We start from the raw sequence: 13,545 nt of genomic DNA, 5'->3' as shown, positions 1-13,545 counted from the left end.
CAGGTGCTTACCGCCAGCCGGGCGGGTGGGCGAGCCCACGCCGGCCGCTGCCGCGGGTGGTCGGGAAGGTGGCCGCCGCGAGCACGTCGGCCAGGTCGTCGTAGCCGTCGGCGACCAGGCCCACGGTGATCCGCAGGTGGTCGCTGTCCAGCGGGGTCACGCAGAACGGGGCTCCGGGCGCCGCCGCGACGCCGTGGGCGGCCAGCGCGACCATGGCGTTCTGCTGGTCCGGGACCTCCATCCAGAGGTTGATCCCGTCCGCGGCGGTGGCTGTCACACCGCGAGCATGCAGGGCTTTCAGGAGCGAGGAGCGGCGTTCGGCGTACGCCGACCGGGCCGCCGTCACCCGCGAGACGGCCGCCGGGTCGGTGAGCAGGTCGACGAGCACCCCCTGGAGCAGGCGGCTGGACCAGCCGGGCCCGAGCAGCCGCCGGTCGGCCAGCGCGTCGATCACGTGGGCCGGACCACCGACGGCGGCCAGCCGCAGGTCGGGCCCGTGGCTCTTGGAGAACCCGGCCACCCGTACGGTCCGCTCCGGCAGGTAGCGCCCGAGGCTGACCACCGGCGCGGTGGCGATGTCTCCGGCGTGGTCGTCCTCGACGATCAGCAGATGCGGCGCCTCCAGGAGGACGTTCGCCAACAACGCCGCGCGGGCGGCGTCGGTGCTGGTACCGGTGGGGTTGTGGGCACGGGGCTGAAGGAAGAGGGCGACCGCGCGGTAGTCGCGGATCGCCTGCCGCAGGGCGTCCGGGACGAGGCCGGCGGAGTCCATCGGCACGCCGATCACGGTGGCGCCGACGGCCTGGAGCAGGTCGAGCAGGGGCGGGAAGGCGGGGTTCTCGACGAGCACGTGGTCGCCGTAGCGCAGCACCGCCCCGGCCACCCGGTCCAGGGCGTCCATCGCGCCGTCCACCACGGTCAGGCGTTCCGGCGGGTACGGCCACCGCTCGCGCAGCAGGGTGTCCAGTTCGGGCAGCACCGGCACGTCGAGGTAGCTGCCGGACCACCTGCCGTCCCCGATCCGCCGTAACGCGCCGCTCAGGTCGGGCAGCAGCAGCGGGTCGGGCACGCCGGTCGACAGGTCCCGGGGCAGGTTCAGCCGGGCGCCGCTGAGCTGGGCGTACCGCAGCCGGGCCCGGGGTGGCAGCGGCCCGGACACGAAGGTGCCGGACCGGCCGCGGGTCTGGATGGCCCCGGCCAGGATCAGGTTGCGCCAGGCCTCGCTGACCGTGGTCGGGCTGACCCCGAGCCCGGTCGCGACCACCCGGACGGTGGGCAGCCGGACACCGGCGGGCAGGTGGCCGGACGTGATGAGCCGGCTCACCGCGGCCGCGATTCCCCGGGCGCTTCTGTCCTGAACCGCCCCGGTGATCAGGGTCAGCAAATTATCGTCTCCGAAACATTCCGTAACGTACGGGCAATTGTTCGCCTCAATGTGTGTCGTTAGTGTCCTACGGCATCCGGCATCGACAAGCAAGACCTGGCGCAGGACCTATGACGAGGAGTAAACACACGATCACAGGCGCTTCGAGGCGCACTGCGCGTGCATGAATTGATCAAAAGAGAGGGGCCGCCATGACGACCGGAGTCGTCCGCGCCGCCCTCGTCCAGACCACCTGGACGGGCGACAAGGAATCGATGATCAAGGCACACGAGGATTACGCTCGTGAGGCCGCCGCACAGGGCGCGAAGGTGATCTGCTTCCAGGAACTCTTCTACGGGCCGTACTTCTGCCAGGTCCAGGACGCCGCGTTCTACGAGTACGCCGAATCGATCCCGGGCCCGACGACCGAGCGTTTCCAGGCGCTCGCCGCCGAGTTGGGCATGGTCATGGTCCTGCCGATGTACGAGCAGGAGCAGCCGGGAGTCCTCTACAACACCGCCGCCGTGGTCGACGCCGACGGTAGATACCTCGGTAAATACCGCAAGAACCACATCCCGCAGGTGAAGGGGTTCTGGGAGAAGTTCTACTTCCGGCCCGGAAACCTGGGATATCCGGTTTTCGACACCGCGGTCGGCAAGGTCGGCGTCTACATCTGTTACGACAGGCACTTCCCGGAGGGCTGGCGGGCGCTGGGCCTGAACGGCGCGCAGATCGTGTTCAACCCGTCGGCCACCAGCCGGGGCCTGTCGTCGTACCTGTGGCAGCTGGAGCAGCCGGCCAGCGCGGTCGCCAACGAGTACTTCATCGGCGCGATCAACCGGGTCGGCGTCGAGGATCTGGGTGACAACGACTTCTACGGGCAGACCTACTTCGTCGACCCGGAGGGCAAGTTCGTCGGCGAGGTGGCCGACACCCACAACCCCGAGCTGATCGTCCGCGATCTCGACCTGAACCTGCTGACCACGGTCCGGGACCGGTGGCAGTTCTACCGGGACCGCCGGCCGGACTCGTACGACGGGCTGGTGGCCCCGTGAGCATCAAGCTGATCAAGGGCGGGACCGTCGTCGGGCCGACCGGGGCGATCCTGGCGGACGTGCTGATCGACGGCGAGACGATCGCCGCGCTGTACGCGCCGGGCCGGGCTCCCGAGGTCGAGGAGACGATCGACGCCTCCGGGAAACTCGTCATCCCGGGCGCCGTGGACGCGCACACCCACATGGAGCTGCCGTTCGGCGGCACGCACGCCAGCGACACCTTCGACACCGGCACCAAGGCGGCAGCGATCGGCGGCACCACCACGATCATCGACTTCGCGGTGCAGCGGACCGGCGAGGTGATCCAGGACGGGCTGGCCGCCTGGCACGGCAAGGCCGAGGGCAACTGCCACATCGACTACGCCTTCCACATGATCATGGGTGGGGTCGACGACGAGTCCCTCAAGGCCATGGACCACCTGGTCGCCAGCGAGGGCATCAGCAGTTTCAAGCTGTTCATGGCGTACCCGGGCGTCTTCTACTCCGACGACGGGCAGATCCTGCGGGCGATGCAGAAGGCCCGCGACAACGGCGCCATGATCATGATGCACGCGGAGAACGGCCCTGCCATCGACGTGCTGGTCAGGCAGGCCCTGGAACGCGGCGAGACGGATCCGATCCACCACGGGCTGACCCGGCCGCAGGAGTTGGAGGCGGAAGCCACCAGCCGGGCGATCTGGCTCGCGTCGGTGGCCGCGGACTGTCCGCTCTACATCGTGCACCTTTCGGCCTCGAAAGCGCTCGACCAGGTGAAAAACGCCCGTGACCTGGGGAAGAACGTCTTCGCCGAGACGTGCCCGCAGTACCTCTACCTGACCCTGGAGGACCAGCTCGGCGCGCCGGGGTTCGAGGGCGCCAAATGGGTCTGCTCGACGCCGCTGCGCAGTAAGCACGAGACGCACCGGGCCGACCTGTGGCAAGGGCTGCGCACCAATGACCTGTCGGTGGTGTCGACCGACCACTGCCCGTTCTGCTTCAAGGACCAGAAGGAACTGGGCCTCGGCGACTTCTCCAAGATCCCGAACGGGATAGGTTCCGTCGAGCACCGGGTGGACCTGCTCTATCAGGGTGTCGTCGACGGGAAGCTGTCGCTGAGCCGCTGGGTGGAGACGATCGCGACCACCCCGGCGCGGATGTTCGGCCTCTTCCCGAAGAAGGGCATCATCGCGCCCGGCTCGGACGCCGACGTGGTGATCTACGACCCGGCCGGGCGGACCCGGATCAGCGCCGAGACCCATCACATGAACATGGACCACTCGGCCTGGGAGGGCTGGGAGATCGACGGAAGGGTCGACACGGTCCTCTCCCGCGGCGAGGTGATCGCGTCCGGCGGCGAGTACCTCGGGCGGGCCGGGCGCGGTCAGTACGTCAAACGCGGCCTCAGCGACTACCTGATCTGAGGAGGACCGACGTGGACATCGGAGTGGTGTTACAGAACGACCCACCGGCCCTCGAGATCGTCGAGTGGGCGAAGAAGGCCGAGGCGGCCGGCTTCAGCCACTTCTGGACGTTCGACTCGCACGTGCTCTGGCAGGAGCCGTTCGTCGTCTACTCGGCGATCCTCGGCGCCACCGAACGGATCGTGGTCGGGCCGATGGTGACCAACCCGGGCACCCGGGACTGGACGGTCACCGCGTCGACCTTCGCGACCCTCAACGAGATGTACGGCAACCGTACGGTCTGCGGGATCGGGCGTGGTGACTCGGCGCTGCGGGTCCTCGGGCTCACCCCGCAGACCCTCGGGCAGCTGCGGGAGAGCGTACTGGCGATCAAGGGTCTGGGTAACGGCGAAAAGGTCACCGTGCGTGGTCAGGAGCTGCAACTCGCCTGGGCCGCGGACAGCCGTTTGGAGGTCTGGGTCGCCGCGTACGGCCCGAAGGCGCTGGCGATCACCGGCGAGGTCGGCGACGGCTTCATCCTGCAGCTCGCCGACCCGGACATCGCCGAGTGGATGATCAAAGCGGTCCGGACGGCAGCGGCCAAGGCGGGACGGGATCCGGACGCCATCAAGTTCTGTGTGGCGGCCCCGGCCTACGTCGGCGACGACATCGAGCACCAGCGGGAGCAGACCCGGTGGTTCGGTGGCATGGTCGGCAACCACGTCGCGGACATCGTGGCGCGCTACGGGTCTTCCGGAGCGCTCCCGCAGGCGCTCACCGACTACATCAAAGCCCGCGAGGGGTACGACTACGCGGAGCACGGACGGGCCGGCAACAGTCACACCGCGTTCGTACCGGACGAGATCGTCGACCGGTTCTGTGTCCTCGGCCCGGTCGAGGCGCACACCAAGAAGCTGGCCGAGCTGAAGGATCTGGGTGTCGACCAGTTCGCGGTCTACCTCCAGCACGACGCCAAGGACGAGACCCTCGCCGCGTACGGGCGGCACGTCATCCCGGCGTTCACGTGAGGCGCGTCCTCTCGGTGATCGCCGGGCTGGTCGCCGCCGCGCTGGTCTGGGAAGGCTACAAGGCGGTCGGCGATCCGGAGGGGACGGTGCTGTTCGGCGTGCGGGTGCTCCCGCGCGCCGACGACCTCTCCATGCCGCACCTGTGGACGGTTCTGCAGCGGCTGGCCGATCCGGAGATGACCGGTGGCCGGCCGGTGTGGCTGGTGGTCGCCGAGGCCTGCCTGTTCACGCTCGGCATCACCGCGGCCGGGTTCCTGGCCGGGGCGCTGATCGGCCTGCTGCTCGCCGCGATGATGCAACGGTTCCAGATCATCGAGCGGGGCCTGCTGCCGTACGTCATCCTCTCCCAGACCGTCCCCCTGGTCGCGCTCGCGCCGCTGATCGCGGGCTGGGGTGGCACCCTGATGCCGGCCTGGGCGACCGTCTCGGTGATCGCCGCCTACCTGGCCTTCTTCCCGGTCGCGGTGGGCATGCTGCGCGGACTGCAGTCGCCGTCCGCCGCCGGCGCCGAGCTGATGCGCAGCTACGCCGCCGGATGGTGGCGGACGCTGGTGAAACTGCGGTTCCCGGCGGCGCTGCCCTACCTCTTCCCGGCGCTGCGGCTGGCCGGGGCGGCGGCGGTGGTCGGCGCGGTGGTCGGCGAGATCTCCACCGGCACCCGCGGCGGCATCGGCCGGCTGATCATCGAGTACTCCCGGGAGGCCACCTCGGATCCCGCCAAGGTCTACACGGCGATGCTCGGCGCGGCGGTGCTCGGCCTGCTCGTCGCCGGTCTCGTCGCCCTTCTCGAACTGCCGTTGATGCGGCACCGGCGCCATGTGGAGGTGGTGACCCTGTGACCGCGGTTTCCGTCGAAGGCCTGACCAAGATCTTCAACCAGGGCCGGTCGGACGAGGTTCTCGCTCTGTCGGACGTGGACCTCACGGTCGGTGACGGGGAGTTCGTCTCCCTGATCGGGCCGTCGGGGTGTGGCAAGAGCACTCTGCTGCGGCTGATCGCCGATCTGATCGAGCCGACCACCGGGAGCGTCACCGTCGCGGGCAAGCCGGCCGCGCAGGCCCGCCGCGATCAGGAGTACGGCATCGCGTTCCAGCAGGCCGGGCTCTTCGAGTGGCGGACCGTGTGCCGCAACGTGGAACTGCCCCTGGAACTGCGCGGGGTGTCCAAGGCCGAGCGGAGGAGCAAGGCCGAACAGATGCTGGAGCTGGTCGGGCTCGCCGACTTCGCCGGGCACTACCCCGGTCAGCTCTCCGGTGGCATGCAACAGCGGGTGGCGATCGCCCGTGCCCTGGCCGTACAGCCGCCGCTGTTGTTGATGGACGAACCGTTCGGGGCCCTGGACGAGATGACCCGCGAACGCCTGCAGTCGGAGCTGCTCGGGATCTGCGCCACCACCGGCAGCAGCGTCGTCTTCGTCACCCACTCGATCTCCGAGGCGGTCTTCCTCTCCGACCGGGTGGTGGTCATGTCCGCCCGGCCGGGCCGGATCACCGCCTCCATCGAGGTCAAACTCCCCTCCCGGGACGAGGTGGGACGGCAGGCTCCGGTCTACTTCGAGAAGATCACTGAGGTACGACAGGCGCTGCGGTCATGAGACGCGTACTGCCGCCGGTGATCTTCGGTGTGATGGCTCTTGTCCTGTGGGAAGTCTTCGTGACCCTGGGGCGGGTCGCGCCCTTCATCCTTCCCGCACCGTCGGCGATCGGGGCGCAGATCCTGGAGCAGCGCGGCAACATCTGGGACGCGGCCCTGGCCAGCGGCACGAACGCCCTGGTCGGCCTGATCGGCGGCACGCTGCTGGCGGTCCTGGCCGCGCTCGCCGCCAGCCGGTCGCGACTGCTCGGCGAGGTGTCGATCCCGTTCGCGGCGGTGATCAACGCGCTGCCGATCATCGCGCTCGCCCCGATCCTCAACAACATGTTCGAGTCGACCAGCAGCCTCCCCCGCCGTCTGGTCACCGGCATCGTGGTGTTCTTCCCGGTCTTCCTCAACCTGCTGCGCGGGCTGCGCGAGGTGAACCCGGTCCATCAGGAGCTGATGCGCACCTACGCGGCGAGCGGCTGGACGTTCGCGGCCAAGGTGCGGCTGCCCGGCGCGCTCCCCCACCTCTTCACCGGCCTGCGGCAGGCGTCGTCGCTGGCCGTCATCGCCGCGGTCGTCGCCGAGTACTTCGGCGGGCTGCAGGACGGGCTCGGCGCGCGGATCACCTCCGCCGCGGCGTTCACCGCCTACCCCCGTGCCTGGGCCTTCGTGGCCGGCGCCTGCCTCCTCGGACTCACCTTCTACCTGGTCACACTCCTGCTCGAACGTGTGGCCATGCCCTGGAAACAACGGCTTCTCAGCTAAGGGGTTCGCGTCTTGAAGTTCTCCCGCATCCTTCTCGCGTCGGTGCTCGCCCTGGGCGCCTGCGGTACCGCCGATACCCCCACCACCCCCGCCCCGGGCGCCAGTGGCGCGCTCACCCCGATCAAGCTCCAGCTGCAGTGGTTCTTCCAGGCCCAGTTCGCCGGCTACATCGCCGCCGTCGACCAGGGCTTCTACCAGCAGCAGGGCCTCGACGTCGAACTGCTCGAAGGCGGCGTCGACATCGTCCCGCAGACCGTGCTGGCCACCGGCAAGGCCGACTACGCGGTGGCCTGGGTGCCGAAGGCGCTCGCGTCCCGGGAGCAGGGCGCCGGGATCACCGACGTCGGGCAGATCTTCGCCCGCTCCGGCACCTACCAGGTCGCCTGGAAGGACAGCGGCATCGGTTCGGCCGCCGATCTCAAGGGCAAGAAGGTCGGGAACTGGGGCTTCGGCAACGAGTTCGAGCTGTTCGCCGGGATGACCAAGGCCGGGCTCGACCCCAGCAAGGACGTCACCCTGGTGCAGCAGCAGTTCGACATGCAGGCGCTGCTGAAGAAGGAGATCGACGCCGCCCAGGCGATGAGCTACAACGAGTACGCGCAGTTGCTGGAGGCCAAGAACCCGGCGACCGGGCAGCTGTACACGGCCGACGACTTCGCGATCATCGACTGGAAGACCGAAGGCTCCTCGATGCTGCAGGACGCGGTCTGGGCCAACACCGAGAAGCTGAGCGACCCGAACTACCAGGCACAGACGGTGAAGTTCCTGACCGCCACCATCCAGGGCTGGGCGTTCTGCCGGGACAACGCCGAGAAGTGCCGGGACCTGGTCGTCGCCAAGGGCTCCAAGCTCGGCAAGAGCCACCAGCTGTGGCAGATGAACGAGACCAACAAGCTGATCTGGCCGGCCCCCGGCGCCGGGATCGGGACGATCGACGACGCGGCCTGGAAGCAGACCGTGGACATCTCGATGACCACCAAGAACCAGACCGGCGACACCGTGCTGACCAAGACCCCGGAGGGACTGGCCTTCACCAACGACTACATCAGCCAGGCGATCGAGCAGGCCAAGGCGGCCGGGGTCGACGTCACCGGATCGGCGTTCCAGCCGGCCACCGTCACCCTCACCGAGGGCGGCGCGTAGGGCCCTCAGGCCCTACCTACACCGGGATGAGACGAGCCGCCAGGGCGACCGCGGTCAGGTCGCCCTGGCGCAGTTTCTCCGCCGCCTCCGCCTCGCCCAGGCCCTCCAGCCGGATCGCGGACGCGTCGACCAGGGCGTCCTCCCCGGCGAGCAGGCGGCGGGCGATCCGGGACTGGGCCGGGGTCAGCTCCGCGTAGGCGCACCGGTCCAGGGCGCTGACCGTCTCGTCGTCCAGATCACCCGTCATCGCCCGCTCGGTGACCACGCCGATCAGCCAGCTCGGCCACCAGCTGTACTTCCCGACGACCAGGCCGGACTGCATCGCGGCGGCCGGCTGGTGCCCGGCGGCCAGCATCCGCACCGCCAGGTTCACGTCGAAACGCTCCATCCGCAGCGCGGCGACGAACAGACGCAGGATCTCCTGGGTCTTCAGGAACGCCTCGGCGGCGTGTGCGGCGTCCCCGAATCGGCCCTGCAGCAGCAGCGCCACCGCGTGCGCCTCGACCAGGGAGAACCCGTCACCGGACCGCTCCTCCAACCGGGCCACCGTGGCGACCAGCCGCTCCGCCGACTCCCGCGCCTGACGGGCGAACTCCTCCGCCTGGGGCCGCTGGAGGTGCCGGACCACCGTGTAGGTGGCCAGCTCGGCCTCCCGGCGCAGCAGCGGCGAGGCGATCCGCGGGTTGATCAGATCGCCGAGCCCCTCGGTCAGCTGGGCGGCGTCGAAACGCTCGGAGGCCTCGGGGAACTGCGCCCACCATGACGCCGGGTGTGAAGTCACGCGACCTAGCGTGACCTATCCACCACCGTCCGGCAAATGATTCGAAGGGGTGGAATCCGTGACCAATGCCATGGTTCACACCTCCCACAGCGGGGCCTCCACCCCGTCCGTGCCGCTCGCCGAGTGCTGCGGGGCGGGCCGCTGAGCCGTCGCGGTACGCCAGCGGCCGGACTCCCGGGCCGCCTCGACCGTGACCAGGTGCACCGGCAGCGGCGGGGCCGGGAACGGGCCGGCGCCCCAGCGCACCCAGATCGCCAGCCGGCCGGCGGCGGCCTCGGCGAGCAGCTTGTCGACGGTGCGCTGCCGGTCGGTGCGGTCCACCTCGATCACCACCGGCTGCTCACCGGGGCGGGCGCAGGCGACGTCGATCACCGAGTGGCCGCGCAGCGGCGGGGGCAGCGGGAAGACACTCGGCGCGCGCCGGTAGACCCGCCAGCCCTGCCAGTCGGCCCACCGGGCGATCTCGCCGGTGATCCGGGCGGTGGCGTCCCCCTCGGACAGGCCCTCGAACGCGAGCCGGCCCAGCCACTCGGACAGAGAGTCGGCGGCTTCCATGGGCCGTACGATATCGGGCTCTCAAGCGGCGGCTCCGAGGTGGCGGGTGGCCAGCAGCTCGGTGATCCGGTCGGCCGGCATCGGGCGGGCCAGGTGGTAACCCTGGCCGACGGTGTAACCCAGCTTGAACAGGCGGTCGGCCTGCTCCTGGTTCTCGATGCCCTCGGCCACGGTGTCCAGGCCGAGAGCGCCGGCCAGCTGCACCACCGCGCGGGCCACCGCCTGCCGGGCGTCCGCCTCCGGGGTGCCCGGCTCGTCGTCCTCGATGTGGTCGACGAACGACTTGTCCAGCTTGACGATCGCCGCCGGGAACGACCGCAGCAGGCTCAGCGACGACTCGCCGGTGCCGAAATCGTCCAGGGCCAGGCGTACGCCCATCGCATGGATCTCGTGCAGGACCTGGGAGACGTGGTGCCCGCGCAGCACCGCCGACTCGGTCAGCTCCAGCGCCAGCCGGGTGGCCGGCAGTCCGGTGTCGGCCAGCGCCGCCGCCACGTCGGCGACGAAGTCCGGGTCGTGCAGCTGCCGTACCGACACGTTCGGCGACACCTTGTCCAGGGCGTCCGGGCCGAACTCGGCCAGCCACGCGGCCGCCTGCCGGCAGGTCTCGCGCAGCACCCACCGGCCCAGCGGCACGATCAGCCCGGTCCGCTCGGCCGCCGGGATGAAGTCGATCGGCGGCACCGTGCCGCGTTCCGGATGCTCCCAGCGGACCAGCGCCTCCACCCCGACGATCCGCCGGTCGGCGAGCGCCACCAGCGGCTGGTAGAGCAGGGTGAACTCGCCGTCGTCGAGGGCCCGGCGCAGGTCGCCGCCGAGCCGTACGTGCGCCGACACCGGGCGTTCCATGCCGTCGGCGTACCGCGCCCAGTTCCCCCCGCCCCGCTCCTTGGCGACGTAGAGGGCGGCGTCGGCGCGGCGCAGCACCTGACCCACCTCGGCGCCCCGTGGCACGGTGTCCAGGCCGGCGCTGAACCGGACCAGCAGCCGCTGCGCGCTGATCGGCATCGCGGTCGCCGCCGAGATCCGCCCGGCCACCTCCTCGCCGGTCGTGCCGGGGGAGCCGCCGGGCAGCAGCACCGCGAACTCGTCGCCGGCCAGCCGGGCCACCTCCGCGCCCGGGCCGGCCGTCTCCCGGAGCACCTGCGCGAACGCCACCAGCAGCCCGTCCCCGGCGTCGTCGCCGAGCGACTCGTTGACCGTCTTGAACTCGTCCAGGTCGGCCAGCAGCACGGTCACCGGGCCGGTCGCCAGCGCGGTCTCCAGGGCCTGCCGGAACAGCGCCCGGTTGGCCAGCCCGGTCAACCGGTCGTGGGTGGCCTCGTGCCGCAGCCGCGCCTCGGACTCCCGGTTCTCCCGCAGCAGGGCGGTGTTCTCCCGCCACACCACGTACTGCCGCAGCGCCACCAGGGCGGTCACCACGACCGCCGCGCAGACCGCCAGCCGGCCCTCCCAGACGCCGGGCGCCCAGAACCCGGGGCGGATCAGCACGTCCACGACCGGCACGTCGACCGCGAGCACCGCCAGGTAGGGCAGCCAGACGTTGCCGGCGCTGACCGGGCGGGTGCCGGTCGCGGCCACCCGCTGGCGGCGGGCGGCGAGCGTGATCAGCAGTCCGCAGACCGGCAGGCAGATCGCGGTGCCGGGCAGGATCCCGCCGGGCCCGCCGAGGACGGCGAGCAGCAGCATCACCGCGATGGCCAGGCCGGTCGAGGCGACCAGGCGGAGCGCCGCCCGGTCCACCGGGCCACCGGCCACGTAGGCCACCTTGGTGATCGAGCCGGCCGTCAGCAGACAGCCCGCCACCAGGGTGGTCACCGCCGCCGGGGTCCACGGATGGTCCGACCACAGGATCGGGGCGATGCCGAGATGCCACAGCACGGCGGTGCAGCCGAGGAACGCGATCGCCCGGTCCAGCCACTGCTTGCCGCGTTCCGGCCAGGTGGTCACGCCGAGCGGCACCTGCCCCACCGCCCACATCGCGACCAGCGCGCCGGCCCCGATCAGCGCGGCCGACGCCGCCGGCATGGTGGCCAGCTCCGGGGCGTCCCGGAACGCGGCGAACGCCAGCACGACGTACCCGGCGGTGAGCAGGTGGCAGCCGATCTCCAGCAGCAGCCAGAACCGGCGGGCCGCCGGGACCAGCGGGGTGCCCCGGCGCATCCGGCCCACGGCCAGGCCGGCGCAGGCCATGCTGACCGGCATGAACAGGTAACCGGCCGCCACGGTGCCGGGAGACGCGATCATCCAGCTCAGGTACCAGAGGGCACCCAGCAGGCAGACGACTCCCGCCGCGACGGGCCGGCCTCTCATGGCGTCAGAGCCCGGCTGCGTTGTTTCTCCTCGTACATCCGCAGGTCCGCGGCGTGCAGCAGCTGGTCCGGATCGGCGGCCGGTCCGGTGGCCAGGCCGATGCTGGCGCCCGGCCGGACCGGGCGGCCGGCGATCTCCGCGGGCCGGAGCAGGGCGGCGCGCAGCCGGGCGGCGATCCGCTCACCCGCCGCGGTGTCCCCCGCGACCAGGACGGCGAACTCGTCACCACCCAGACGAGCCGGCAGGTCGTCCGGGCCGGCGCACTCCCGCAGCAGTCCGGTCACGTGTCTCAGCATGGCGTCACCGGCGGCATGCCCGTACGTGTCATTGATCTGTTTGAAACCGTTCAGGTCGATCAGGAGCACGGTGACGTCCCCGGAGTGCCCGGCCATCGCCGCGGTGAACTCGCGCCGGTTCGCCAGCCCGGTCAGCTCGTCGTGCCCGGCCTGGTGACGCACCTGGTCGAGGAGTTCGGTGAGCCGCCGTTCGCGGTCCCGGATCTCCTCGACCAGACTGTTGTTCTCGGCCAGCGTGACCAGCTGCCGGGCGATCACCAGGGCCACGTTGACCAGCAGCCCGGCCAGGGCGCCCCAGGACGGCACGCCCAGCCCGCGGGTGGCCAGCACCAGCACCAGGGTGATCGCGCAGACCAGGGTGCCGGTGTACGGCAGCGCGCTGTACCGCCGGCCCCGCAGCCCGGACCACTGCCGGTTCAGGCCGGACCGGCCCTGCAGGACCTGGATCCGGGGCGCGAACAACAGCAGGAGGCAGGGAGTGAGCACCAGCGCCGCCTGGGTGCCGAGATCCGCCACGGTGCCGGCTGGCACCACGACGTCGGCCACGGCCAGGGCGATCGTGGACAGCATCAGCGGGACGGCCGCGGACAGACCGGCCGGGGCGTCACCGGTGAGGGCGGCCCGGAGCCCGGCGTACACCGCGCACAGCATCACCCCGCATTCGAACAGGGCCGTCGCGTACGCGCCCGGCCCGGCGCCGGCCCGGCTGACCAGCGCCCAGGCCACCACCACCGAGGCGCTGCTGACGATCATCAGGTCCAGCGTCATCCGGACCCGCTCGCGGCGGGGGCGGCCGGTGGCCCGGTCCGGGCGCATCGCGGCCACGCAGATGGTCGCGATCCCGGCGATCGTGGTGACCGACTGCAGCGGGCTGAGCGCGATCGTCTCGGCGCCCGGATCGCTCAGGGCCGACACGAGCCGCGTCCCGTCGCCGATCAGGTAGAGCAGACCGGCGACCGAGATGGCCCGCCAGAACCGGCGGGCGTACCGGGGCAGACCGGGAATCCGGCACACTCGCCCGGCGAGGTGGAACTGCAGGACGTCCAGGATCACCGCGATCGTCCAGCAGGCCACCAGCTGGGTGCGCGGGGTGCCGGCGCCGGACAGGAAGGCGCCGGTCACCAGCACCGCCGCGACGGTCAGAGCGATCAGTCCGGGATCACGCAGCAGCCTGGCATGCGGCGCCGGCGTCATAGCGCACTCCGTCCTGTGGGGCCTTCCCCGCCAGGTATCGGCCGGATCGCGGCAAGAATTAACGAACACCGCCGGCCGGTACGCCCCGGATG

12 protein-coding genes are annotated in these 13,545 nt (G+C 71.1%); 7 read left to right on the top strand and 5 right to left on the bottom strand.

Going from position 1 to position 13,545, the window contains the following annotated elements; genetic code table 11:
* Window positions 1-7: 7 nt before the first annotated feature.
* The gene (locus Aco03nite_RS02215; protein WP_203792866.1) at window positions 8-1,384 is read right to left on the bottom strand and encodes an aminotransferase class I/II-fold pyridoxal phosphate-dependent enzyme; all 1,377 of its coding nucleotides are present in this window, start codon (window positions 1,382-1,384) and stop codon (window positions 8-10) included.
* 191 nt (window positions 1,385-1,575) lie between these two features.
* Here Aco03nite_RS02215 and Aco03nite_RS02210 point away from each other — a divergent pair, with 191 nt between their 5' ends.
* From Aco03nite_RS02210 to Aco03nite_RS02180, 7 genes are read left to right on the top strand one after another with little or no spacing between them, the layout of a single operon-like run.
* Window positions 1,576-2,418, top strand: a complete 843-nt coding sequence (locus Aco03nite_RS02210) for a nitrilase-related carbon-nitrogen hydrolase (RefSeq protein WP_203792865.1) — start codon at window positions 1,576-1,578, stop codon at window positions 2,416-2,418.
* Entirely contained in the window at window positions 2,415-3,818 is a 1,404-nt protein-coding gene (hydA, locus tag Aco03nite_RS02205; protein ID WP_203792864.1) for a dihydropyrimidinase, read from the top strand. Before Aco03nite_RS02210 ends, hydA begins: the two co-directional genes overlap by 4 nt.
* An 11-nt stretch (window positions 3,819-3,829) precedes the next feature.
* Window positions 3,830-4,825 (top strand): TIGR03842 family LLM class F420-dependent oxidoreductase, encoded by a 996-nt coding sequence (locus Aco03nite_RS02200; RefSeq protein ID WP_203792863.1) that lies wholly within the window; start codon window positions 3,830-3,832, stop codon window positions 4,823-4,825.
* A complete protein-coding gene (locus Aco03nite_RS02195; protein ID WP_203792862.1) occupies window positions 4,822-5,664 on the top strand; it encodes an ABC transporter permease in 843 nt (280 codons plus the stop codon). The genes Aco03nite_RS02200 and Aco03nite_RS02195 overlap by 4 nt, the downstream gene beginning before the upstream one ends.
* Window positions 5,661-6,419 (top strand): ABC transporter ATP-binding protein, encoded by a 759-nt coding sequence (locus Aco03nite_RS02190; RefSeq protein WP_203792861.1) that lies wholly within the window; start codon window positions 5,661-5,663, stop codon window positions 6,417-6,419. The genes Aco03nite_RS02195 and Aco03nite_RS02190 overlap by 4 nt, the downstream gene beginning before the upstream one ends.
* On the top strand, window positions 6,416-7,171 hold the full coding sequence (locus Aco03nite_RS02185) for an ABC transporter permease (protein WP_203792860.1): 756 nt from the start codon (window positions 6,416-6,418) through the stop codon (window positions 7,169-7,171). The genes Aco03nite_RS02190 and Aco03nite_RS02185 overlap by 4 nt, the downstream gene beginning before the upstream one ends.
* Before the next feature lie 12 nt (window positions 7,172-7,183).
* Window positions 7,184-8,314, top strand: coding sequence for an ABC transporter substrate-binding protein (locus tag Aco03nite_RS02180; RefSeq protein ID WP_203792859.1), 1,131 nt, complete (start codon window positions 7,184-7,186; stop codon window positions 8,312-8,314).
* A 16-nt stretch (window positions 8,315-8,330) separates the two neighbouring features.
* On the opposite strand, the gene Aco03nite_RS02175 is transcribed toward Aco03nite_RS02180, so the two are convergent.
* The 4 genes from Aco03nite_RS02175 to Aco03nite_RS02160 all read right to left on the bottom strand — a co-directional run bounded on the left by Aco03nite_RS02175 (window position 8,331) and on the right by Aco03nite_RS02160 (window position 13,453).
* Window positions 8,331-9,095 carry a hypothetical protein gene (locus tag Aco03nite_RS02175; protein ID WP_203792858.1) on the bottom strand — a complete coding sequence of 255 codons (765 nt, stop codon included), beginning with the start codon at window positions 9,093-9,095 and terminating at the stop codon, window positions 8,331-8,333.
* Window positions 9,096-9,170: 75 nt separating this feature from the next.
* Window positions 9,171-9,650, bottom strand: coding sequence for a hypothetical protein (locus Aco03nite_RS02170; RefSeq protein ID WP_203792857.1), 480 nt, complete (start codon window positions 9,648-9,650; stop codon window positions 9,171-9,173).
* A 21-nt stretch (window positions 9,651-9,671) separates the two neighbouring features.
* A complete protein-coding gene (locus tag Aco03nite_RS02165; RefSeq protein ID WP_203792856.1) occupies window positions 9,672-11,963 on the bottom strand; it encodes a putative bifunctional diguanylate cyclase/phosphodiesterase in 2,292 nt (763 codons plus the stop codon).
* The gene (locus Aco03nite_RS02160; protein ID WP_203792855.1) at window positions 11,960-13,453 is read right to left on the bottom strand and encodes a GGDEF domain-containing protein; all 1,494 of its coding nucleotides are present in this window, start codon (window positions 13,451-13,453) and stop codon (window positions 11,960-11,962) included. Before Aco03nite_RS02160 ends, Aco03nite_RS02165 begins: the two co-directional genes overlap by 4 nt.
* Window positions 13,454-13,545 lie beyond the last annotated feature (92 nt).

This window comes from Actinoplanes couchii (genome assembly GCF_016862075.1).
GTDB lineage: Bacteria > Actinomycetota > Actinomycetes > Mycobacteriales > Micromonosporaceae > Actinoplanes > Actinoplanes couchii.
The sequence above is the reverse complement of the archived record's forward strand: the minus strand, read 5'-3'. Positions and strand labels throughout refer to the sequence as shown.